Annotated in this window: 4 protein-coding genes; all 4 read right to left on the bottom strand. The window is 33.2% G+C overall.

Annotated features, from left to right (window positions below):
• Window positions 1-93: 93 nt before the first annotated feature.
• Window positions 94-399, bottom strand: coding sequence for a helix-turn-helix transcriptional regulator (locus tag Q8907_16570; protein ID MDP4275883.1), 306 nt, complete (start codon window positions 397-399; stop codon window positions 94-96).
• Window positions 386-727 (bottom strand): type II toxin-antitoxin system RelE/ParE family toxin, encoded by a 342-nt coding sequence (locus Q8907_16565; GenBank protein MDP4275882.1) that lies wholly within the window; start codon window positions 725-727, stop codon window positions 386-388. Before Q8907_16565 ends, Q8907_16570 begins: the two co-directional genes overlap by 14 nt.
• Window positions 728-938: 211 nt before the next feature.
• Entirely contained in the window at window positions 939-1,289 is a 351-nt protein-coding gene (locus Q8907_16560; protein ID MDP4275881.1) for a hypothetical protein, read from the bottom strand.
• Window positions 1,290-1,292: 3 nt separating this feature from the next.
• A complete protein-coding gene (locus Q8907_16555; GenBank protein ID MDP4275880.1) occupies window positions 1,293-1,865 on the bottom strand; it encodes a hypothetical protein in 573 nt (190 codons plus the stop codon).
• Window positions 1,866-2,134: the final 269 nt, after the last annotated feature.

Raw genomic sequence — 2,134 nt, 5'->3', positions numbered from 1 at the left:
ATCAGAATTATTATAATCTTTCTATACAGCGAAATCATTCCCCTTTATTGGGCTACCCATTCTTTGAATGGTGAGAATTTATTGAGGGTATTTTTATCCAATCGATATGTTCAAATGTTTTCCCAATCCAATTTCAATTAGTTTATAGAAAGTGGAAATCTGAATGTCACTTTGACCATTTTCGATTCTGGAAATATAACTTTTTTTTGTGCCGGTTCTTTCCGCCAGTTGTGATTGGGAAATCTTTGCTTCCAACCTTGCCTCCCTTAGCATAACCCCCAATCTAAATGCAAGGGAATCTGCATCAAATTTGTCACGACTTGGAGTCCCTTTTTCTCCATATTTTTCCTTCAGCAGATCTTCAAAATCGGTTACGTTTTTCAATTTATTTTCCTCCATACTTTTCAATCAAATATTCTGCTTTCAGCAACTCGGCAATTTTAATTTCTTGTCTGGGTGTTTTTTGAGTCTTTTTTATAAAACAATTTGTCAGAACAACTAAATCGCCTTTGTCAAAAAAACAAAGGATCCTGATGCTTTTAAAAGTTGTTATAACGCGTACTTCATAAATTCCATCTGTATCCTCAAGATATTTGAAAAACTTTAGGGGAACCTGTTTTTCAAATCGGATCAGATCCAGTACATATTCTATCTTTTCCTGGGTTTTACTGTCTTGTAGCCTGTAAAACTTTACAAAATATTCTTTATAAGCAACTACCCTTCTCATTATTCTGCAAAGTTAACTAATTGGTTTACTATTTGCAATGATTTGCCTTGTGCTTTTTATATTCTTTTCTGAAAAGAATCAATTAAAAACACATAACAGATGATTTGACTTGTAATTTTTGAATTCCATTCCAACAAGGTCATATCCAAATCATCCTGAAAATATTACCAACAGTGAGCTTTCACCAAATTCTGACAATTATTTCCATGTGTTATTCCAGTAACGGATTCACAACTTTCGTCGTATCCGAAATGATTATCAATAAAGTTTGCCCGGCATCAAGCGAAAAATTGTATTTGGTCTTTAAATAAACCTTATTCCCATTGCTTTCCATATAAAAATCCAGTTGATTGACTTTTGGAAATGATTCTTTACAATCAACAACCGTGACCTCAGTGGATGTTTCCCCCGGCAGTAATGAAGAAAAAACCGAAACATCGCCAAAACTAATATTTTCAAGTTTTGTATTGTGCAATTTATTTTCAACTTTTATTTTGCCTTTATCCTGGCATGAGGTTAGCATAAAGCAAAACAAAGAAAATAGGATAAAATATGTCTTCATAATTTATTTGTTATTAACCTGAATCTCAAATTCTCCGACTAAGGCACTTATGGCATTTTCTTTTATCTCTACCGGCACCACAATAAACGGCTTGACTTTCTCTATGGTTCCGTCAATTTTCTTTATCTCAAAGGATTCAACCGTACAGATATAATTCCCCGGATCCAAAACCAGATAATTATTTAATAGGTCGACATATTCTCCGGCTGTCTGCAAGGTATCGTTACTTGAAGAATAGGGAGCAATAATGGAATATTTGGTCTGTGTACCAGTTAAATAAAAACTACCAGTTGCAGTTTTTGAGAAAATGGAAGTATCAACTCCAAAAGAATTACAGGTATTCCAAATCTTATTGTTAATCTTGATTGTTACATTCATGATTGTATCGGTTACGATAAATTGCTTCTCGTTGCCCACCATCACGTAAGGATCAATAATCAATACAAGCTCTTTAAACTGAGTAGTTTTTGAAGTCGAATAAATAGTAGATTCACTGGAATAGTTATAAGGTGAGGTGTCCTTTTCACATCCTGTAAAAAACAGAAGTACTAGAAAGAATGGCAATAGGTTTTTCATAAGAATAAGGTTTGTTTTCAAAGGTCGCATGGAACTCCATGTTTGCTATTTTACCTTCGGTGATCCGTCAGCTGACGGATCGGCTCATTCGTGTTTTGTGTTTATTCACAAACATGTCCGTTTCATATTTATAAAGTTATCAATATTTTTATAAATATAGTTCATATTTTTAGCTTATATCTATATGATTCCAAATTTATCAATCATTTTCTACATACAGTCCGTTTTATATCCCTAAATGGGTGCATAAGATTATTGATAACATAATT

Source organism: Bacteroidota bacterium, assembly GCA_030706565.1.
GTDB lineage: Bacteria > Bacteroidota > Bacteroidia > Bacteroidales > JAUZOH01 > JAUZOH01.
This window is presented reverse-complemented; position numbering and strand designations above follow the sequence as displayed.

Excerpts from the sequence above, each read along its gene's own strand:
- Q8907_16560 (MDP4275881.1), bottom strand. The coding sequence starts at position 1,289 with ATGAAGACATATTTTATCCTATTTTCTTTGTTTTGCTTTATGCTAACC.
- Q8907_16565 (MDP4275882.1), bottom strand. The coding sequence starts at position 727 with ATGAGAAGGGTAGTTGCTTATAAAGAATATTTTGTAAAGTTTTACAGG.
- Q8907_16555 (MDP4275880.1), bottom strand. The coding sequence starts at position 1,865 with ATGAAAAACCTATTGCCATTCTTTCTAGTACTTCTGTTTTTTACAGGA.
- Q8907_16570 (MDP4275883.1), bottom strand. The coding sequence starts at position 399 with ATGGAGGAAAATAAATTGAAAAACGTAACCGATTTTGAAGATCTGCTG.